This is a genomic window from Pseudomonas sp. MF6755, from assembly GCF_016405635.1.
Classification (GTDB): domain Bacteria; phylum Pseudomonadota; class Gammaproteobacteria; order Pseudomonadales; family Pseudomonadaceae; genus Aquipseudomonas; species Aquipseudomonas haemolytica.
The window spans coordinates 14,013-33,326 of the sequence record NZ_JAEKDA010000006.1 but is presented as its reverse complement, the minus strand read 5'-3'; the positions used below and the strand labels follow the sequence as shown (position 1 = coordinate 33,326).

18 protein-coding genes are annotated in these 19,314 nt (G+C 60.9%); 10 read left to right on the top strand and 8 right to left on the bottom strand.

From position 1 onward, the window contains the following. Window positions 1-34: 34 nt before the first annotated feature. The 4 genes from JFT66_RS08930 to JFT66_RS08915 form a co-directional block, all read right to left on the bottom strand. Window positions 35-2,881: a valine--tRNA ligase gene (locus JFT66_RS08930; RefSeq protein ID WP_198859130.1), complete on the bottom strand. Its 2,847-nt coding sequence runs from the start codon at window positions 2,879-2,881 to the stop codon at window positions 35-37. A gap of 214 nt (window positions 2,882-3,095) precedes the next feature. Continuing rightward, window positions 3,096-3,470: a DNA polymerase III subunit chi gene (locus tag JFT66_RS08925; protein ID WP_198859129.1), complete on the bottom strand. Its 375-nt coding sequence runs from the start codon at window positions 3,468-3,470 to the stop codon at window positions 3,096-3,098. Between the two features lie 7 nt (window positions 3,471-3,477). Further along, window positions 3,478-3,906 (bottom strand): DNA polymerase III subunit chi, encoded by a 429-nt coding sequence (locus tag JFT66_RS08920; protein ID WP_153870271.1) that lies wholly within the window; start codon window positions 3,904-3,906, stop codon window positions 3,478-3,480. A 147-nt stretch (window positions 3,907-4,053) separates the two neighbouring features. Continuing rightward, entirely contained in the window at window positions 4,054-5,544 is a 1,491-nt protein-coding gene (locus tag JFT66_RS08915; RefSeq protein ID WP_153838817.1) for a leucyl aminopeptidase, read from the bottom strand. Window positions 5,545-5,827: 283 nt separating this feature from the next. Between JFT66_RS08915 and lptF the strand changes: the two genes are divergently transcribed. The 10 genes from lptF to tadA all read left to right on the top strand — a co-directional run bounded on the left by lptF (window position 5,828) and on the right by tadA (window position 16,334). Beyond that, entirely contained in the window at window positions 5,828-6,946 is a 1,119-nt protein-coding gene (gene lptF, locus JFT66_RS08910; protein WP_198859128.1) for an LPS export ABC transporter permease LptF, read from the top strand. Beyond that, complete coding sequence (lptG, locus tag JFT66_RS08905) at window positions 6,939-8,018, top strand: LPS export ABC transporter permease LptG (protein ID WP_198859127.1); 1,080 nt, start codon at window positions 6,939-6,941, stop codon at window positions 8,016-8,018. Before lptF ends, lptG begins: the two co-directional genes overlap by 8 nt. 151 nt (window positions 8,019-8,169) lie before the next feature. Next, window positions 8,170-9,969: a translation elongation factor 4 gene (gene lepA / locus JFT66_RS08900; protein ID WP_003210439.1), complete on the top strand. Its 1,800-nt coding sequence runs from the start codon at window positions 8,170-8,172 to the stop codon at window positions 9,967-9,969. 5 nt (window positions 9,970-9,974) lie between these two features. Next, window positions 9,975-10,829, top strand: coding sequence for a signal peptidase I (lepB, locus tag JFT66_RS08895; protein WP_153838816.1), 855 nt, complete (start codon window positions 9,975-9,977; stop codon window positions 10,827-10,829). 152 nt (window positions 10,830-10,981) lie between these two features. Continuing rightward, a complete protein-coding gene (gene rnc, locus JFT66_RS08890) occupies window positions 10,982-11,671 on the top strand; it encodes a ribonuclease III (protein WP_034118280.1) in 690 nt (229 codons plus the stop codon). Further along, a complete protein-coding gene (gene era / locus JFT66_RS08885) occupies window positions 11,664-12,566 on the top strand; it encodes a GTPase Era (RefSeq protein ID WP_005785147.1) in 903 nt (300 codons plus the stop codon). The genes rnc and era overlap by 8 nt, the downstream gene beginning before the upstream one ends. A gap of 155 nt (window positions 12,567-12,721) precedes the next feature. Next, complete coding sequence (recO, locus tag JFT66_RS08880; RefSeq protein WP_034118281.1) at window positions 12,722-13,411, top strand: DNA repair protein RecO; 690 nt, start codon at window positions 12,722-12,724, stop codon at window positions 13,409-13,411. Between the two features lie 51 nt (window positions 13,412-13,462). Next, window positions 13,463-14,206 (top strand): pyridoxine 5'-phosphate synthase, encoded by a 744-nt coding sequence (gene pdxJ / locus JFT66_RS08875; RefSeq protein ID WP_034118283.1) that lies wholly within the window; start codon window positions 13,463-13,465, stop codon window positions 14,204-14,206. A gap of 248 nt (window positions 14,207-14,454) precedes the next feature. Next, the gene (locus JFT66_RS08870) at window positions 14,455-15,837 is read left to right on the top strand and encodes a multicopper oxidase family protein (protein WP_034118284.1); all 1,383 of its coding nucleotides are present in this window, start codon (window positions 14,455-14,457) and stop codon (window positions 15,835-15,837) included. After that, a complete protein-coding gene (gene tadA, locus JFT66_RS08865; protein WP_198859126.1) occupies window positions 15,837-16,334 on the top strand; it encodes a tRNA adenosine(34) deaminase TadA in 498 nt (165 codons plus the stop codon). Before JFT66_RS08870 ends, tadA begins: the two co-directional genes overlap by 1 nt. A gap of 141 nt (window positions 16,335-16,475) precedes the next feature. Here the strand turns inward: tadA and cmoB are convergent, their stop codons facing one another. The 4 genes from cmoB to JFT66_RS08845 are packed head-to-tail and all read right to left on the bottom strand — an operon-like array spanning window position 16,476 to window position 19,255. Further along, complete coding sequence (gene cmoB, locus JFT66_RS08860; protein WP_034118286.1) at window positions 16,476-17,432, bottom strand: tRNA 5-methoxyuridine(34)/uridine 5-oxyacetic acid(34) synthase CmoB; 957 nt, start codon at window positions 17,430-17,432, stop codon at window positions 16,476-16,478. Continuing rightward, a complete protein-coding gene (cmoA, locus tag JFT66_RS08855; protein ID WP_034118287.1) occupies window positions 17,429-18,172 on the bottom strand; it encodes a carboxy-S-adenosyl-L-methionine synthase CmoA in 744 nt (247 codons plus the stop codon). The genes cmoB and cmoA overlap by 4 nt, the downstream gene beginning before the upstream one ends. A gap of 35 nt (window positions 18,173-18,207) precedes the next feature. Then, window positions 18,208-18,864, bottom strand: coding sequence for a lysoplasmalogenase (locus tag JFT66_RS08850; RefSeq protein ID WP_198859125.1), 657 nt, complete (start codon window positions 18,862-18,864; stop codon window positions 18,208-18,210). Window position 18,865: 1 nt separating this feature from the next. After that, on the bottom strand, window positions 18,866-19,255 hold the full coding sequence (locus JFT66_RS08845; protein WP_034118289.1) for a protease inhibitor I42 family protein: 390 nt from the start codon (window positions 19,253-19,255) through the stop codon (window positions 18,866-18,868). Between the last annotated feature and the right edge of the window lie 59 nt (window positions 19,256-19,314).

Here is a 19,314-nt window from a genome sequence, read left to right as displayed (position 1 = left end):
ACCCGAAGGTCTCTTTTTTTACGCGACTCAAGCCTTACAGGCTGGAAATCCGCGCATGTTGCTCCGCCAGCTTGCCCAAAGCCTGTTCAGCTTCGGCCAGTTTGGCGCGTTCTTTGTCGATCACTTCCGCTGGCGCCTTGTCGACGAACGCCGCGTTGGACAACTTGCCGCCCACTCGCTGCACTTCGCCTTGGAGGCGGGCGATTTCCTTGTCGAGACGGGCCAGTTCCGCGCCCTTGTCGATCAAGCCAGCCATCGGTACCAGCACTTCCATGTCGCCGACCAACGCGGTGGCGGACAGTGGTGCTTCGGCATCGGCAGCCAATACGGTGATCGATTCCAGCTTCGCCAGCTTCTTGAGCAGCGCGTCGTTCTCGCTGAGGCGACGCTGATCTTCGGCACTGGCGTTCTTGACGAACACGGCCAGTGGCTTGCCCGGCCCGATGTTCATCTCGGCGCGGATGTTGCGCGTGCCGAGCATCAGGGTCTTGAGCCATTCGATATCGCTTTCGGCCGCCTCATCAATGCGTGCTTCATTGGCCACCGGCCAAGGTTGCAGCATGATGGTCTTGCCTTCGATACCGGCCAGCGGCGCCAGGCGTTGCCAGATTTCTTCGGTAATGAACGGCATGAACGGATGCGCCAGGCGCAAGGCCACTTCCAGCACGCGCACCAGGGTGCGACGGGTGCCGCGCTGGCGTTCGACCGGGGCGTTTTCGTCCCACAGAACGGGCTTGGACAGTTCCAGGTACCAGTCGCAATACTGGTTCCAGATGAACTCGTACAGAGCCTGTGCGGCCAGGTCGAAACGGAACTGGTCGAGCTGGCGGGTCACTTCGGCTTCGGTGCGTTGCAGTTGCGAGATGATCCAGCGGTCGGCCAGGCTCAGCTCATAGGCTTCGCCGTTCTGGCCGCAGTCCTCGCCCTTGTCCAGCACATAACGCGCGGCGTTCCAGATCTTGTTGCAGAAGTTGCGATAGCCTTCGACGCGGCCCATGTCGAACTTGATGTCGCGGCCGGTGGAGGCCAGCGAGCAGAAGGTGAAGCGCAGGGCATCGGTGCCATAGCTGGCGATACCGCCTTCGAACTCGTCGCGGGTCTGCTTCTCGATCTTCTTCGCCAGCTTCGGCTGCATCAGGCCCGAGGTGCGTTTCTGCACCAGGGTTTCCAGGTCGATGCCGTCGATGATGTCCAGCGGGTCCAGGACGTTGCCCTTGGACTTGGACATCTTCTGGCCCTGGCCGTCACGTACCAGGCCGTGCACGTACACAGTCTTGAACGGTACCTGCGGTGTGCCGTCTTCGTTCTTCACCAAATGCATGGTGAGCATGATCATCCGGGCGACCCAGAAGAAAATGATGTCGAAACCGGTGACCAGCACATCGGTGGAGTGGAATTTCTTCAGGAACTCGGTCTGCTGAGGCCAACCCAGGGTGGAGAAGGTCCACAGGCCCGAGCTGAACCAGGTGTCCAGTACGTCGTTGTCCTGTTGCAGCGCAACGTCCGGGCCCAGGTTGTGCTTGGCACGTACTTCGGCTTCGTCGCGGCCGACATAGACCTTGCCCGACTCGTCGTACCAGGCCGGGATGCGATGGCCCCACCACAGCTGACGGCTGATGCACCAGTCCTGGATGTCGCGCATCCATGAGAAGTACATGTTTTCGTACTGCTTGGGCACGAACTGGATACGGCCATCTTCCACGGCGGCAATCGCCGGCTCGGCCAGCGGCTTGGTGGACACGTACCACTGGTCGGTCAGCCACGGCTCGATCACGGTGCCGGAGCGGTCGCCCTTCGGCACTTTCAGGCCGTGATCGTCAACGCTGACCAGCAAGCCGGCGGCGTCGAAGGCGGCAACGATCTGCTTGCGCGCTTCAAAACGGTCCAGACCTGCGTATTCGGCCGGGATCTTGCCATCGATGCTGTCGTTCAGCGTGCCGTCCAGGTTGAATACCTGGCAGGCCGGCAATACGGCGGCATTCTTGTCGAAGATGTTCAGCAGCGGCAGGTTGTGGCGCTTGCCGACTTCGTAGTCGTTGAAGTCGTGGGCCGGGGTGATTTTCACGCAGCCGGTGCCGAATTCAGGGTCGCAGTAGTCATCCGCGATAATCGGGATGCGACGGCCAACCAACGGCAGTTCAACGAACTTGCCGATCAGCGCCTGATAGCGCTCGTCGTTCGGGTTAACGGCCACGGCAGCGTCGCCGAGCATGGTTTCCGGACGGGTGGTGGCGACGATCAGGTAGTCGTTACCTTCAGCGGTCTTGGCGCCGTCGGCAAGCGGGTACTTGAGGTTCCACAGGAAACCTTTCTCGTCGTGGTTTTCCACTTCGAGGTCGGAGATCGCCGTGTGCAGCTTGGTGTCCCAGTTGACCAGGCGCTTGCCGCGGTAGATCAGGCCGTCTTCATGCAGGCGCACGAAGGCTTCTTTCACGGCTTCGGACAGGCCGTCGTCCATGGTGAAGCGCTCGCGGCTCCAGTCTACGGACGAACCGAGGCGACGGATCTGACGGCTGATGTTGCCGCCGGACTGGTCTTTCCATTCCCAGATTTTTTCCAGGAATTTCTCGCGGCCCAGGTCGTGACGGCTCTGGCCGGTGGCTTCCAGTTGGCGTTCTACCAGCATCTGGGTGGCGATGCCGGCGTGGTCGGTGCCTGGCTGCCACAGGGTATTGCGGCCCTGCATGCGGCGGAAACGGATCAACGCATCCATGATCGCATTGTTGAAGCCATGGCCCATGTGCAGGCTGCCAGTGACGTTCGGTGGCGGAATCATGATGGTGTACGAGTCGCCCGCACCTTGTGGGGCGAAATAGTTCTCGGACTCCCAGGTGTTGTACCAGGAAGTTTCGATAGCGTGGGGCTGATAGGTCTTATCCATGCGCGGCGGGACCCTAGTTGGCATTTATTCAGGAAAGCCGGCAAGTATAACGGGGGATAGGGGCGAGGGCGAGTTGAAGACAGACTTGGGCAGTACGCTGATCAAAATGTGGGAGGGGGCTTGCTCCCGATGACGGTGTGTCAGTCGGCACTTGTATTGACGGGCTCACCGCTATCGGGAGCAAGCCCCCTCCCACAAGGGATTTGTGTGTGGTTCAGGACTGGTATTGGCTGAGCAACCGCTCCATCCGCGCATCCATACGGCGCTTGATCTCGGCCTCGATATGCGGGGCAAAGTCGTCGATCACGTCTTGCATGATCAGTTGCGCGGCGGCGCGCAGTTCGTTGTCCAAGTGCAACAGCAGGGCATCGGGGGCTTTTTCCGTGGCGGGAGCGGGCTCTGTAATGACAGGCTCCGGCGCAGCAGGCGTGCCACCGACCATGTCGAACAACAGCGGAATCTGTACCTCGCCATCGACCGTGTCGGTCAGCAGCGGCGGTTGCAGGTTGTCATCACCCAGCAACTGACGGATCGACTCCAGGTCATCCAGCAGGTGGTCGTCTTTTTTCAGCGGGTTGGGAGTGTCCATCGTGTGCTCAAAGTCGTTGTAGCCGGTGATCTTGCAGAGAATAGCCCTGTTCGCGGTAGAAACGGAAACTCTCCCGCGCAGCCTGACGAATAGCGGGGTCTTCCACTACCACTTCCGCCACGCGGGCAAAAGCCTTGGCAAAGGGCGGTACTTTCAGGTCGAGGTTGACCAGCAGGTCCTGGTGATCGCCGCAACTGTCGCCCAAACCCAGGGCAACCAGGCCTTCGGGTTCGGATTCGGCTGGGCCGTGGGGCACGAAGCTTTCGCCCTTGAAGCGCCACAGGCGTGCATCCAGCTCATCGCGTTGGGCGGCATCGCTGCAATGCAGGTAGATACGGTGGCCCATGCGCCAGGCTTTTTCGGTGAGTTTGCAGGCAAAGTCCAGGCGCGCGAGGGGATCGGCGCTGGGCAATATATAGAAGTCGACTTGGGTCATTGGGGTTCCTGAGACCGGGGCGGCGTGACGGCCGCCCCGCAATCTGTAGGAGCGAGCTTGCTCGCGAAAAACGCAAGGTCGCCGCGATCAACCTGGTTTCCCGAGTCATCGTTAACGACCTTCGCGAGCAAGCTCGCTCCTACAGGGTTAGGCTTTGGCGCGATCCAGCAGGTATTGGGTCAGCAGTGGCACCGGACGGCCAGTGGCGCCCTTGTCCTTGCCGCCGCTGGTCCATGCCGTGCCGGCGATGTCCAAGTGGGCCCAGTTGAAGTTCTTGGCAAAGCGCGACAGGAAGCAGGCCGCCGTGATGGTGCCGGCTTTCGGGCCGCCAATGTTGGCGATGTCGGCAAACGGGCTGTCCAGTTGTTCCTGGTACTCATCGAACAGCGGCAATTGCCAGGCGCGGTCGTCGGCGGCCTTGCCGGCGCTGAGCAGTTGCTCGATCAGTTCGTCGTTGTTGCCCAACAGGCCCGATGTATGGGAACCCAGCGCAACGATGCAGGCGCCGGTCAGGGTAGCAATGTCGATGACGGCTTGCGGCTTGAAGCGCTCGGCGTAGGTCAGGGCATCACACAGCACCAGGCGGCCTTCGGCGTCGGTGTTGAGGATTTCCACGGTCTGGCCGCTCATGGTCGTGACGATATCGCCTGGGCGCGCAGCACCGCCGCTCGGCATGTTCTCGGCACAGGCCAGGATGCACACCAGGTTGACCGGCAGCTTGAGTTCCAGCACCGCACGCAGGGTGCCGAACACGCTGGCGGCGCCGCCCATGTCGTACTTCATCTCATCCATGCCCGCGCCCGGCTTGAGGCTGATGCCGCCGGTGTCGAAGGTGATGCCTTTACCCACCAGGGCGTAAGGCTTCTCGGACTTCTTGGCGCCGTTGTATTGCATCACGATCAGGCGTGGCGGCTGGTCGCTGCCCTGGCCCACGGCATAGAACGAGCCCATGCCCAGTTCCTTGATCTTCTTCTCGTCGAGCACTTCGACTTTCAGGCTCTTGAACTCTTTGCCCAATGCCTTGGCCTGTTCGCCCAGGAACGTCGGGTGGCAGATGTTCGGCGGCAGGTTGCCCAGGTCGCGGGTGAACGACATGCCGTTGGCGATCGCCTGGGCGTGTGTCACGGCGCGTTCGACTTCAGCCTGGGCGGCCTTGATGGTCAGCAGGGTGATTTTCTTCAGCGCGCGGGGTTCGGCTTTCTGGCTCTTGAATTGGTCGAAGGTATAGCCGCCGTCCACCAGGCTTTCGGCCAACAGGCGGGTCTTGCCGTAGCTGTCACGGCCCTTGACGACGATTTCATCGAGTGCCAGTGCCGCATCAGTGCCGCCCAGGCCCTTGAGGGTCGTAAGGATGCCGCTGACGATCTTGCGGAACGGGCGGTCGCCCAGTTCGGCGTCCTTGCCCACGCCCACCAGCAAGACGCGGTCGGCTTTAAGGTTGGGCAGGCTTTGCAGCAACAGGCTCTGGCCGACTTTGCCGGCCAGGTCGCCGCGCTTGAGCACCGCGCTGATCGCGCCACCGCTCAGTTCGTCCAGTTGCTTGGCGGCGACGCCGAGTTTGCGGCCTTCGCCGACAGCGACCACGAGGGTGGCGGTTTTCAACGTTTCGGGGCTAACGCTTTTTACAACCAGTTCCATTTTCGGGTCCCTTATAAAGGTCGGTGAGCCTGGCGTTTGTACCCAGGCTTTAAAGCTTGGCGGCGTTGTAAGCCGCCCGCGACAAAGGCCGCAGTTTGAACCTCGCCGGCGGAGCCTGACAACCCTTGGCGCACGCTTTGTGCGTGCGCATGAGGTTGCGCAGTGACAGGCGAGACCAATCACAGGATAATGCCCCATCTTTTTAGCCGGCCCGTGCAAACGGGCTGACTCGGTATGCTTGCTTGTTTGGCCGCCTTAGCCTGACAACCCTGGAGTGTCTGGTTTGATCGTCTTCCGTTATCTGTCCCGCGAAGTCCTGTTGACCCTGAGTGCCGTGAGTGCGGTATTGCTGGTCATCATCATGAGTGGTCGTTTCGTCAAGTTCCTGGCTCAAGCCGCCGCTGGCGCCCTGGATCCGGGCTCACTGTTTTTGATCATGGGCTACCGGATGCCCGGCATGCTGCAGTTGATTCTGCCGCTCGGGCTGTTTCTCGGCGTGCTGCTGGCCTATGGCCGGTTGTACCTTGAAAGCGAAATGACCGTGCTGTCGGCCACCGGCATGAGCCAGCAGCGCCTGCTGGCCATGACCATGGTGCCGGCCGCCGGCGTTGCCCTGGTGGTGGCCTGGTTGAGCATGAGCCTGGCGCCCCAGGGTGCCATGCAGTTCCAGCTGCTGCTGAACAAGCAGGATGCGATGACCGAGTTCGACACCCTCGAGCCCGGGCGCTTTCAGGCGCTCAGCGACGGCACGCGGGTGACCTATACCGAAACCATGAACGAGGACCGTTCCAACCTCGGCGGCGTGTTCATTTCCCAGAAGAACCTTGGCGAGAACCAGAAAGACCGTGGCATTTCGATTCTGGTGGCCGACAGCGGACGCCAGGAAGTACGCCCTGACGGCAACCGCTACCTGATCCTGGAAAATGGCTATCGCTACGACGGCAGCCCCGGCCTGGCGGACTATCGGGCGATCAAGTACGACACTTATGGCGTGATGCTGCCCAAGCCTGAGATCAGCGACGAGGTCACCGACCGCGACGCACTGCCGACCTCATCGCTGTTCGGCAGCCAGGAGCTGCGCTCCATCGCCGAGCTGCAATGGCGTATTTCCCTGCCGCTGCTGGTGTTTATCGTGACCTTGATGGCCGTACCGCTGTCGCGCGTCAATCCGCGCCAGGGGCGTTTCCTCAAGCTGCTGCCGGCGATCCTGCTGTATATGGCCTACCTGACCATCCTGATTTCCGCCCGTGGCTCCCTGGAGAAAGGCAAGTTGCCGCCGGCCCTGGGCCTGTGGTGGGTGCACGGGGTTTTCCTGGTGATCGGCCTGGGGCTGCTCTACTGGGAACCTATCCGTTTGAAAATGAAGAGCCGTCGTGGCCTGAAGGAGTTGGCCCGTGGCTAAGCTTGATCGCTACATTGGCAGCAGCGTACTGATCGCCATCCTGGCGGTATTGGGCATCATCCTCGGCCTGGCCTTGTTGTTCGCCTTCATTGATGAAGTGGGCAACGTCACCGACACCTACACGGTCTCGGATGTACTGGGCTACGTCGCACTGACCGCGCCGCGCCGCCTCTACGACATGATGCCGATGGCCGCGCTGATCGGTTGCCTGATCGGCCTGGGTACCCTGGCCAGCAACAGCGAGCTGACCATCATGCGCGCCGCTGGCGTTTCCATTGGCCGCATTGTCTGGGCGGTGATGAAGCCGATGCTGCTGCTGATGGCGTGCAGCGTGCTGATCGGCGAATACGTCGCGCCCCCGGCTGAAGCTACCGCCCAGGCCAATCGCGCCCTGGCCCAGGGGTCAGGCGATGCGCAAAGCGCCAAGCACGGCCTGTGGCACCGCCAGGGTGATGAGTTCATCCACATCAACGCCGTGCAGCCAGGCGGCCTGTTGATCGGGGTGACGCGCTACACGTTCGATAAAGAGCGGCACATGCTGTCCTCCAGCTTCGCCAAGCGCGCGCAGTACAGTGCCGAGCAATGGCAACTGAGCGACGTCACCACCACGTATTTCCGTAATGTGGGGCAGGGCACCCAGTCCAGCACCGAAGTGATCAACGTAGCGACCGAGCAATGGGATATCGCCCTGAAGCCGGAGTTGCTCAATACCGTGATCATGGTCCCGGAAACGTTGCCGATCTCTGGTTTGTGGAGTTATATCCATTACCTCAAGGAGCAGGGCCTGAACAATGGCCGCTACTGGCTGGCGTTCTGGGTCAAGGTGCTGCAGCCGGTGGTCACCGCCGCGCTGGTGTTGATGGCGATCTCCTTCATCTTCGGGCCATTGCGTTCCGTGACCCTCGGCCAGCGGGTATTCACCGGCGTACTGGTGGGCTTTACCTTCCGTATCGCCCAGGACTTGCTCGGGCCGTCGAGCCTGGTGTTTGGTTTCTCGCCGCTGTTTGCGGTGCTGGTGCCGACCGCCATCTGCACCCTGGCCGGGTTCTGGCTACTGCGCCGGGCCGGTTGAAACCGCGCTTATGCACAAAAAATGCCCCGCTCCCATGAGTGGGGCATTTTTGTTCTGGTCAGCAAAGATGACGTCTGGCCTGAGCATCAGGTACAATTCCCGGCTATTTTTCAGCGGGCAATCTGCCTGCAGCCTTTTTGAGTGTTGATCCGTGAGTGATTTGAGTCATATCCGCAATTTCTCCATCATCGCCCACATTGACCATGGCAAGTCGACGCTGGCCGATCGATTTATCCAGATGTGCGGCGGCCTTGCCGAACGTGAAATGGAGGCCCAGGTCCTGGACTCCATGGACCTTGAACGCGAGCGCGGGATCACCATCAAGGCCCACAGCGTTACCCTGTACTACACCGCCAAAGACGGTATCAAGTACCAGCTGAACTTCATTGACACCCCAGGCCACGTCGACTTTACCTATGAAGTCAGCCGTTCCCTGGCGGCCTGCGAAGGCGCATTGCTGGTGGTGGATGCGGGGCAGGGCGTTGAAGCCCAGTCCGTGGCCAACTGCTACACCGCCATCGAGCAGGGCCTTGAAGTCATGCCGGTGCTGAACAAGATCGACTTGCCTCAAGCCGACCCTGATCGCGTCAAAGAAGAAATCGAAAAAATCATTGGTATTGACGCCACCGACGCCGTCGAGTGCAGCGCCAAGACCGGCCTGGGCGTCGACGAAGTGCTCGAGCGCCTGGTCAAGACCATTCCAGCCCCCACCGGCAACTACGAAGATCCGCTGCAAGCGTTGATCATCGACTCCTGGTTCGACAACTACCTGGGCGTTGTTTCCCTGGTACGCGTGCGCCATGGCCGTGTGAAGAAGGGCGACAAGATCCTGGTCAAGTCCACCGGCAAGATCCACCTGGTGGACAGCGTTGGTGTGTTCAACCCGAAACACACCGCCACCACCGACCTCAAGGCCGGTGAAGTGGGCTTCATCATCGCCGGTATCAAAGACATCCACGGTGCGCCGGTCGGTGACACCCTGACTTTGAGCTCCACGCCTGATGTAGACGTGCTGCCGGGCTTCAAACGTATCCAGCCGCAGGTCTACGCCGGCCTGTTCCCGGTCAGCTCCGACGACTTCGAAGACTTCCGTGAAGCCCTGCAGAAGCTGACCCTCAACGACTCTTCGTTGCAGTACACCCCGGAAAGCTCCGACGCCCTGGGCTTCGGCTTCCGTTGCGGGTTCCTGGGCATGCTGCACATGGAAATCATCCAGGAGCGCCTTGAGCGCGAATACGACCTGGACCTGATCACCACGGCACCGACCGTTATTTTTGAGCTGGCGCTGAAAACCGGTGAAACGATTTACGTCGACAACCCGTCCAAGCTCCCAGACCTGTCTTCCATCGAAGACATGCGCGAACCGATTGTGCGCGCCAATATTCTTGTGCCACAGGAACACCTGGGCAACGTGATTACCTTGTGTATCGAAAAGCGTGGCGTACAACACGACATGCTGTTCCTCGGTACCCAGGTGCAAGTGACCTACGATTTGCCGATGAACGAAGTGGTCCTGGACTTCTTCGACCGTCTCAAATCCACCAGCCGCGGCTATGCTTCGCTGGACTACCATTTCGACCGTTACCAATCGGCTAATCTGGTGAAACTGGATGTGTTGATCAACGGCGACAAGGTCGATGCCCTGGCACTGATCGTGCACAAGGACAACGCGCACTACAAAGGTCGCCAGTTGACCGAGAAGATGAAAGAACTGATTCCGCGCCAGATGTTCGACGTCGCGATCCAGGCCGCCATTGGCGGGCAGATCATTGCGCGGACTTCCGTCAAGGCTCTCAGAAAGAACGTACTGGCCAAATGCTACGGCGGTGACGTAAGCCGTAAGCGCAAGCTGCTTGAGAAGCAAAAGGCCGGTAAAAAACGCATGAAGCAAGTGGGTAACGTGGAAATTCCACAAGAAGCCTTCCTTGCGGTGCTCAGGTTGGATAGTTAGGTCCTATGTCACTAAATTTCCCGCTGTTGCTGGTCATCGCCGTTGCCGTCTGTGGTTTCCTGGCGTTGCTCGATCTGGTGTTCTTCGCCCCGCGTCGGCGGGCTGCCATCGCTTCCTATCAGGGCAGCGTCAGCCAGCCCGATGCAGTGGTGGTCGAGAAGCTCAACAAAGAGCCCTTGCTGGTTGAATACGGCAAGTCGTTCTTCCCGGTGTTGTTCATCGTGCTGGTGTTGCGCTCGTTCCTTGTAGAGCCGTTCCAGATCCCTTCGGGGTCGATGAAACCGACCCTGGACGTGGGCGACTTCATCCTGGTGAACAAGTTTTCCTACGGAATTCGTTTACCGGTGATCGACAAGAAAGTCATCCCGGTCGGTGACCCGCAGCGCGGCGATGTGATGGTGTTCCGCTACCCAAGCGACCCGAACGTCAACTACATCAAGCGTGTAGTCGGCCTGCCGGGCGACGTGGTGCGCTACACCAGCGACAAGCGCCTGTTCATCAACGGTGAGTCGGTGGCCGAGAAGCTGCTGGGCGCCGAGCCGAACACCCTGGGCAGCGCCGAGCTGTACCAGGAAAAACTCGGTGCGGTAGAGCACGAAATCCGCAAGGAAATCAGCCGCTACCGCGCGATGCCTGATGGCGAGTGGAAAGTGCCTGCCGGGCACTACTTCATGATGGGCGACAACCGCGACAACTCCAATGACAGCCGCTACTGGGATGACCCCAACATTCCCAAGGACCTGCTGGGCATGGTGCCCGACGAGAATATCGTCGGCAAAGCCTTCGCGGTCTGGATGAGTTGGCCGGAGCCCAAGCTCAGCCACCTGCCGAACTTCTCGCGGGTCGGGCTGATCAAGTAATACAGGCGGCGCTGTGAACACAGCGCCGAATGCTTTTCTGGGGCTTGGACAATTAACCGTCCGGCCCCATGCAGCACCAACCAGGATGTGAATTTGAACACTGCGTCAATCGTCGATGGCCGCCGGTGCCACCAACTAGATATGGATAAACCGTGACCGTTTCTCTAAGTCGTCTCGAGCGCCAGCTCGGCTACACCTTCAAGGACCCGGAATTGATGGTCCTTGCCCTCACACACCGCAGCTTTGCAGGGCGCAATAACGAGCGCCTGGAATTCCTCGGTGATGCCATCCTCAATTTTGTCGCCGGTGAAGCGCTGTTCGAGCGTTTCCCCCAAGCCCGTGAAGGCCAGCTGTCGCGCCTGCGTGCACGCTTGGTGAAGGGCGAGACCCTGGCCGTGCTGGCCCGTGGTTTCGGCTTGGGCGAGTACCTGCGCCTGGGGTCCGGTGAGTTGAAGAGCGGCGGTTTCCGCCGTGAGTCGATCCTGGCCGATGCGCTTGAAGCGTTGATTGGTGCGATCTACCTGGATGCTGGCATGGAGGCCGCCAAGGCACGTGTCACGGCCTGGCTGACCTCCGAGATCGAAAGCCTCACGCTGGTCGATACCAACAAAGATCCCAAGACCCGCCTGCAGGAATTCCTGCAGTCGCGCGGGTGCGAACTGCCACGCTACGAAGTGGTGGATATCCAGGGTGAGCCTCATTGCCGCGTGTTCTTCGTGGAATGTGAAATCACCTTATTGAACGAAAAAAGCCGAGGTCAGGGTGTGAGCCGTCGTATTGCCGAACAGGTAGCGGCCGCTGCAGCACTGATTGCCCTGGGCGTGGAGAATGGCCATGACTGATTCAACCGCAACACGCTGTGGCTATGTTGCCATCGTCGGCCGCCCGAACGTGGGCAAGTCCACGCTGCTGAACCATATCCTCGGCCAGAAGCTTGCGATCACCTCGCGCAAGCCGCAGACCACCCGCCACAACATGCTGGGCATCAAGACCGAAGGCAACGTGCAAGCGGTCTATGTCGATACCCCGGGCATGCACAAAGGCGGCGAGAAAGCCCTGAACCGCTACATGAACAAGACCGCTTCGGCGGCGTTGAAAGACGTCGACGTGGTGATCTTCGTGGTCGACCGCACCAAGTGGACCGATGAAGACCAGATGGTTCTCGAGCGCGTGCAGTACGTCACCGGCCCGTTGATCGTCGCGCTGAACAAGACCGATCGCATCGAAGACAAAGCCGAGTTGATGCCGCATCTGACCTGGCTGCAGGAACAACTGCCGAACGCCCAGATCATGCCGATCTCGGCCCAGCACGGCCACAACCTTGAAGCCCTGGAGCGCGTGATCGCCGGTTACTTGCCGGAGAACGAGCACTTCTTCCCGGAAGACCAGATCACCGACCGCAGCAGCCGCTTCCTCGCCGCCGAACTGGTCCGTGAGAAAATCATGCGCCAGATGGGTGCCGAGCTGCCGTACCAGATCACCGTCGAAATCGAAGAGTTCAAGCAGCAGGGCAAGACCCTGCATATCCATGCGTTGATCCTCGTCGAACGTGACGGCCAGAAGAAAATCATCATTGGCGACAAGGGCGAGCGCATCAAGCGCATCGGCACCGAAGCGCGCAAGGACATGGAGTTGCTGTTCGACTCCAAGATCATGCTTAACCTGTGGGTGAAGGTTAAGGGTGGCTGGTCCGATGATGAGCGTGCACTGCGCTCCCTGGGCTATGGCGACCTGTAAGGACACCGCAGGGCAAAAAATGTGGGAGGGGGCTTGCCCCCGATAGCGGTGGGTCAGTTAACAAATAAGTGACTGACACACTGCCATCGGGGGCAAGCCCCCTCCCACTTTAGGTTTGTGTAGTTTTCAAAAATGCATGCCAGCAGTGAGCACTCATGTCCCAATCCCCACCTCCCAGCCAACTCGCCTACGTCCTGCACAGCCGCGCCTACCGTGAGACCAGCGCGCTGGTGGATTTCCTCACGCCCCAAGGCCGCCTGCGTGCGGTGTTGCGCAGCGCACGGGGCAAGGCGGGTACGTTGGCGCGGCCGTTCGTGGCCCTGGATGTGGAGTTTCGTGGCAAGGGCGAGCTGAAAAACGTCGGCCGCCTGGAGAGCGTCGGCACCTCCGCCTGGCTTAACGGCGATGCGCTGTTCAGCGGCCTTTACCTCAATGAACTGCTGATCCGCCTGCTGCCCGCTGAAGATCCACACCCGGCGGTCTTCGATCACTACGCCGCCACGCTGCTGGCCCTGGCCGAAGGGCGGCCCCTGGAACCGCTGCTGCGTGCCTTCGAATGGCGCCTGCTCGACGACCTCGGCTACGGCTTTGAACTGAGCAACGACCTGCACGGCGAGCCCATCGCCGCCGATGGCATGTACCGCCTGCAAGTGGATGCCGGCCTGGAACGCGTGTACCTGTTGCAACCGGGGCTGTTTCAGGGCTCCGAGCTGCTGGCCATGAGCGAAGCGGATTGGAGCGCACCGGGTGCCTTGTCTGCTGCCAAGCGTTTGATGCGCCAGGCGCTGGCCGTGCATCTGGGCGGGCGACCGCTGGTCAGTCGCGAGTTGTTTCGAAAGCCCTGACATCCCCGTGTATGCTGTGCACCGATTCTTTCCCTTTTCAGGAGCGCTTCCGTGACCACCAGCAATCGCATTCTTCTTGGCGTCAACATCGACCACGTCGCCACCCTGCGCCAGGCTCGGGGCACCCGTTACCCTGACCCGGTCAAGGCCGCGCTGGACGCCGAAGAAGCGGGCGCCGACGGCATCACCGTGCACCTGCGCGAAGACCGCCGCCACATCCAGGAGCGCGACGTGCTGCTGCTCAAGGACGTGCTGCAAACCCGCATGAACTTCGAAATGGGCGTCACCGAAGAAATGATGGTGTTTGCCGAACGCATCCGCCCGGCACACATCTGCCTGGTGCCGGAAACCCGCCAGGAACTGACCACCGAAGGCGGCCTCGATGTCGCCGGTCAGGAAGCGCGCATCAAGGCCGCAGTGGAGCGCCTGTCGAAGATCGGCAGTGAAGTGTCGCTGTTCATCGACGCTGACGAGCGCCAGATCGAAGCCTCGCGCCGTGTCGGTGCCCCTGCCATTGAGCTGCATACCGGCCGCTACGCCGATGCCACCACCCCGACCGAAGTGGCCGACGAGCTGCAACGCATCATCGATGGCGTGAACTGCGGGCTCAATGAAGGTTTGATCGTCAACGCCGGCCATGGCTTGCACTACCACAACGTCGAAGCGGTGGCAGCGATCAAGGGCATCAACGAGCTGAACATCGGCCATGCGTTGGTGGCCCATGCGCTGTTCGTCGGTTTCAAGGGTGCGGTTGCCGAGATGAAGGCCTTGATTCTGGCGGCTGCCAGGACCTGAGCGAACACAGTCTAAAGGACACTGAGGACCAGAATGTGGGAGCGGGCTTGCTCGCGAATGCGGTAGATCAGTTAACGATGTATTCGCTGACACACTGCTTTCGCGAGCAAGCCCGCTCCCACATTTGATCTTCGCCGGGCTTTACAATTGCGCCATGCGGCAATGCGAAGTCTTACTGTTTAGCCGATGCAGGTGTATCGTATCTGCCCTTTGCGGGCCTTGGCCTGCGGCAGATACGTGAGGTTGTTGTGTCCCAATCGTTTTCCCGTCGACAGATCCTCGGTGGCCTTGCCGGCCTGGCCGTTGTAGGTGTGGGCGCCGGTGGTGCCTACCGCTACTGGCTGGGTAAGGTTGCCGATGCCAACGCAGGAAGCGATTACCAACTGATTGCCGCGCCCCTGGACGTGGAATTGGTGCCGGGGCACCAGACCCAAGCCTGGGCATTCGGCCCTTCGGCGCCTGGCACCGAGTTGCGCGTGCGCCAGGGCGAATGGCTGCGAGTACGCTTCATCAATCATTTACCGGTTGCCACCACCATTCACTGGCACGGCATCCGCCTGCCGCTGGAAATGGACGGCGTGCCCTACGTCTCGCAGTTACCGGTACTGCCTGGCGAGTATTTCGATTACCAATTCCGCGTGCCCGACGCCGGCAGCTACTGGTACCACCCCCACGTGAACAGCAGCGAAGAACTCGGCCGTGGCCTGGTCGGCCCGCTGATCATCGAAGAGCGCGAGCCCACCGGTTTCAAATACGAGCGCACCCTCAGCCTGAAAAGCTGGCATGTGGACGAAGAGGGCGCCTTCGTCGCCTTCAGCATCCCCCGTGAAGCGGCGCGGGGCGGCACGGCGGGGCGCTTGTCGACGATCAACGGCGTGTCCCAGGCAGTGGTCGACCTGCCGGCCGGGCAGATCACGCGCGTGCGCTTGCTCAACCTCGACAACACCCTGACCTACCGCCTCAACATTCCCGGCGTTGAAGCGCAGATCTACGCGCTGGACGGCAACCCGATCGAGCCGCGCCCCTTGGGCAAGGAATACTGGCTGGGCCCGGGCATGCGCATTTGCCTGGCGATCAAGGCACCGCCGGCGGGCGAAGAGCTGTCGATCCGCAACGGCCCGGTGCGCCTTGGCACCTTTCGTTCAGTGGCCAATACCGACGCGCCCACTGAGTGGCCACCGGCATTACCGGCCAACCCGATTGCCGAGCCGGACCTGGCCAATGCCGAGAAACTCAACTTCAATTTTGAATGGGTCGGTTCGGTCTCGGTGAACGTGGACAACGGCAAGCCGCCGAGCCTGTGGCAGATCAACGGCCAGGCCTGGGACATCACCGACAAGACCTGCGCCGACCGCCCGATTGCCAAGCTGGAAAAGGGCAAGAGCTACATTTTCGAATTGAAGAACATGACCCAATACCAACACCCGATCCACCTGCACGGCATGAGTTTCAAGGTGATCGCCTCGAACCGCCACAAGGTGATCCCGTACTTCACCGACACCTATCTGCTGGGCAAGAACGAGCGTGCCCGCGTGGCGTTGGTGGCGGATAACCCGGGGGTGTGGATGTTCCACTGCCATGTGATCGACCACATGGAAACCGGCCTGATGGCCGCCATCGAGGTGGCGTGATGCGCCAGATTCGCCCCGCGGCGATTATCGACCGCAGCCGCGACCAGGATTTCATGCGCGAAGCCTTGGCCCTCGCCGCCCAAGGCGCCGCGCTGGGTGAAGTGCCGGTCGGCGCGGTGGTGGTGCAGGACGGTGAAATCATCGGTCGCGGCTTCAACTGCCCGATCAGCGGCAACGACCCCAGCGCCCATGCCGAAATGGTCGCGATCCGCGCTGCCGCCCAGGCGATCAGCAACTACCGCCTGGTGGGCAGCACGCTGTATGTGACCCTGGAGCCGTGCAGCATGTGCGCCGGCTTGATTGTGCATTCGCGAATCGCAAGGGTGGTGTACGGCGCACTGGAGCCCAAGGCCGGGATTGTGCAGAGCCAGGGGCAGTTTTTTACCCAGGGGTTTCTGAATCATCGGGTGTTGTTTGAAGGTGGGGTGCTGGCCGAGGAGTGCGGGGCTGTCTTGAGTGAGTTCTTCAAGGCCAGAAGGGCCAAACCCCCACTCTAGCCAACAAAGGAGATCCAATGTGGGAGGGGGCTTGCTCCCGATAGCAGTGTGTCAGTCAGCATGTTTTCAGCTGAGCCACCGCCATCGGGAGCAAGCCCCCTCCCACATTTGGATCTTCGTTTATTCAGTGATATCTCACCGTTACTTCTTGGCGATGATCACCGCCCGCATCGGCGCTGGCAGCCCTTCAATCGTCTTGCTGTGATCTTCGGGGTCGAGAAAGTCACTCAGGGACTGATACTTCATCCACTCAGTCCCACGCTGTTCCTCAACCGTGGTCACGCTCACATCCACGCACCGCACCTCACTGAACCCGGCACGCCGCAGCCACAGCATCAACGCCGGTACCGAGGGCAGGAACCACACGTTGCGCATTTGTGCGTAACGGTCTTCTGGCACCAGCACCTGTTGCTGATCGCCTTCTACCACCAGGGTCTCCAACACCAGTTCGCCACCTTTGACCAGGCAGTCTTTCAGTGCCAGCAGGTGCTCGATGGGCGAGCGGCGGTGGTAGAACACGCCCATGGAAAATACCGTATCAAAGCCCTCCAGGTTCGCCGGCAAGTCTTCGAATGGGAATGGCAGGTGCCACGCCCTGGGCTCAGACAGGTAACGCTGCACCGCCTGGAACTGGCAGAAGAACAGCCAGTTCGGGTCCACCCCAATCACGCTGTCGGCCCCCGCGCCGAGCATGCGCCACATGTAATAACCGTTGCCGCAGCCGACATCGAGGATGCGCTTGCCGTTCAGGTCCAGGTGCGGCGCCACCCGCGACCACTTCCAGTCCGAACGCCATTCGGTGTCTACATGCACGCCGAACAGGTGGAACGGGCCTTTGCGCCACGGGCTCAGGCCCATCAAGGCGGTGTGCATTTGTGCGCGGGTGGCGTCGTCGCAATCGGTATCCAGTACCAGGCCATTGAGCAAGTCGACTGCGCTGGGCTGGATCTGCGGCAGCGCATCCAACGCGCTCTGCCAGCGCTCCAGGTCGCCATGGCCCTTTTCCATCTTGCTATCAAGCTGCGCTTGCAGGCCCTGGGCCCAAACGGCCAGAGGAGTACCGACCAGGTGGCGGGCGAGGGGGGACAAATCAATCATGGCAAGGCAATCAACGAGGCAAAGTTAAGACACTGGAACCACGGCACGACTTTCGAGAACCCGGCCGCCAGCAGGCGTTCGCGGTGTTCTTCGAGGCTGTCGGGCTTCATGACGTTTTCGATGGCGCTGCGCTTCTGGGCGATTTCCAGTTCGCTGTAGCCGTTGGCGCGCTTGAACGCGATATGCAGGTCGGTCAGCAGTGCGTGCTCTTCAACATCGTTGAAACGCAGCTTTTCCGAAAGGATCAACGCGCCGCCCGGCAGCAGCGATTGGCGGATACGCCCGAGCAACGCCAGGCGTTCATCGGGGGCGATAAATTGCAGGGTAAAGTTCAGCGCCACCACCGAGGCGGGCTGGAACTGCAGGGCGAGAATATCGCCCTCGATCACCTCCACCGGCAGCAACTCCTGGAACATCGAGTCCTGGCCATTGAGGTATTGGCGGCAACGCTCGACCATCGCCGCCGAGTTATCCACCGCGATCACCCGGCAACCCTCGGTGCGAACATGGCGACGCAAAGCTTGGGTGACGGCACCCAGGGATGAGCCCAGGTCATACAGCACGCTATTGGGCTGGGCGAATTGCGCGGCCAGCACGCCAAGGTTTTCGACGATGGTCGGGTAACCCGGCACCGAGCGCTTGATCATGTCCGGGAACACCCGCACCACATCCTCGTTAAAGGCGAAGTCCGGCACCTGGGGCAGGGGCTGGGCGAATAGGCGATCGGGTTCTTTGCTCACGGCTGTTCCGGCGACGAAGGGGAAAGGCCGGCATTTTAGCCAAGTTGGCCCTCGGATGCGCGGGTTGTCTGATGGAAAGCAGAGGCGGTGATGCCCCACTGCCCAAGCCAATACGTGGTGATCAACAGATACGGCGCCGCATCGAACGCCAGCACAAACCGATTGATACCGATCAACGTATCGGAAAACACAAACGACACCGCACCCGCCGCCGCCAGCAGAGCCGAGCGTTTCGGCACGTCGCTGCCCAGCCGCGCCAACGCACGCCAGAGCATGGCGCTGATCACCAGTGCGTAAACCACCACCGGTATCAGTAGCTCGCCCAAGCCGTGGGAAATCAGAATACTCAGCAGGATCGCCCCGACACCCAGGGCCAACACCAGCGGCAGCAACGCCAGACGCCGACAGTCGCTGAAATAGGCTTTGAGATAGGCCAGGTGCGCAAACAGAAACGCACCCAGGCCGAAGATAAACAGGTCCCCTGGCCAGGCGAGCAACACATCGCCCACCAGGGAAAAAATCAGCCCCAGGCTGATCCAGCGTCGATAGTCAGTGGGCGGCGCGTCATGCAGCCAACCCAGCAGCGCCAGCACCGGCAGCGGCTTGACCAGCAGGCACAGCAGCGTCGCATGAGTCGCCAAGCCGTAGATAAAGGTGCCGGCGCCCATCAAGGCAAGAATCAGCCATGGCATATCAGTTCACCGTAATGGCGCAGTCAAAGGTTTCGACGGGCTCGGCTTCCGGCTCCCAAGGTTGCTGGGAGGTCAGGCGCAAACGGCCCTGGCCGGCGGCGAACGCCTGGAAGCGCCAGGTAGACTGGCCGCCGCCACCGATCACACCGGATTCGGTGCTGCTGTAGACCTCGGGGCTCAAGGCGTGCAAAACACCGCCGGCGGAATCCTGGATGGCCCAGCGATAACCGGTGGTGGGATTGCTCGGCAGGGTGAGGATCAGGTTTTGCCCGGTTTTAAGCTGGAGCGGGCAACTGCTCTGTTTTTCCACGCTGATGTTTTGCTTTGGCGCACTGGCGCAGGCAGCCAGCAGGGCAAGGCTCAAGGGGAGAAGCAGGCGGGCAGCGGTCATGGGGGCTCCGTTGATTCACGACGAAGGGGGAGCATAACCGAAGATGAGACAAGGTGTGA

Coding starts and splice junctions, on each gene's coding strand:
- JFT66_RS08930 (WP_198859130.1), bottom strand. CDS start 2,881: ATGGATAAGACCTATCAGCCCCACGCTATCGAAACTTCCTGGTACAAC.
- JFT66_RS08925 (WP_198859129.1), bottom strand. CDS start 3,470: ATGGACACTCCCAACCCGCTGAAAAAAGACGACCACCTGCTGGATGAC.
- JFT66_RS08920 (WP_153870271.1), bottom strand. CDS start 3,906: ATGACCCAAGTCGACTTCTATATATTGCCCAGCGCCGATCCCCTCGCG.
- JFT66_RS08915 (WP_153838817.1), bottom strand. CDS start 5,544: ATGGAACTGGTTGTAAAAAGCGTTAGCCCCGAAACGTTGAAAACCGCC.
- lepB (WP_153838816.1), top strand. CDS start 9,975: ATGTCACTAAATTTCCCGCTGTTGCTGGTCATCGCCGTTGCCGTCTGT.
- era (WP_005785147.1), top strand. CDS start 11,664: ATGACTGATTCAACCGCAACACGCTGTGGCTATGTTGCCATCGTCGGC.
- recO (WP_034118281.1), top strand. CDS start 12,722: ATGTCCCAATCCCCACCTCCCAGCCAACTCGCCTACGTCCTGCACAGC.
- tadA (WP_198859126.1), top strand. CDS start 15,837: ATGCGCCAGATTCGCCCCGCGGCGATTATCGACCGCAGCCGCGACCAG.
- cmoB (WP_034118286.1), bottom strand. CDS start 17,432: ATGATTGATTTGTCCCCCCTCGCCCGCCACCTGGTCGGTACTCCTCTG.
- JFT66_RS08850 (WP_198859125.1), bottom strand. CDS start 18,864: ATGCCATGGCTGATTCTTGCCTTGATGGGCGCCGGCACCTTTATCTAC.
- JFT66_RS08845 (WP_034118289.1), bottom strand. CDS start 19,255: ATGACCGCTGCCCGCCTGCTTCTCCCCTTGAGCCTTGCCCTGCTGGCT.